Source organism: Staphylococcus sp. HMSC068G11 (assembly GCF_001815825.1).
In the GTDB taxonomy this organism is placed as follows: domain Bacteria; phylum Bacillota; class Bacilli; order Staphylococcales; family Staphylococcaceae; genus Staphylococcus; species Staphylococcus epidermidis.
In genome coordinates this window covers 1-338 of the sequence record NZ_KV822057.1, presented here as the reverse complement: position 1 = coordinate 338, position 338 = coordinate 1, and the positions used below count along the sequence as shown (strand labels likewise).

The window sequence follows — 338 nt, the reverse complement described above, 5'->3', positions numbered from 1 at the left end:
GGTTCTGTTGCAAAGTTGAATTTATAGTATAATTTTAACAAAAAGGAGTCTTCTGTATGAACTATTTCAGATATAAACAATTTAACAAGGATGTTATCACTGTAGCCGTTGGCTACTATCTAAGATATGCATTGAGCTATCGTGATATATCTGAAATATTAAGAGAACGTGGTGTAAACGTTCATCATTCAACGATCTACCGTTGGGTTCAAGAATATGCCCCAATTTTATATCAAATTTGGAAGAAAAAGCATAAAAAAGCTTATTACAAATGGCGTATTGATGAGACGTATATCAAAATAAAAGGAAAATGGAGCTATTTATATCGTGCCATTGAT

The 338-nt window shown here is 31.7% G+C and carries 1 pseudogene; it reads left to right on the top strand.

The window, feature by feature from the left end:
• Nucleotides 1-56: 56 nt before the first annotated feature.
• Nucleotides 57-338 (top strand): annotated as a pseudogene (locus HMPREF3058_RS01825) (IS6-like element IS257 family transposase); the annotation flags it as partial.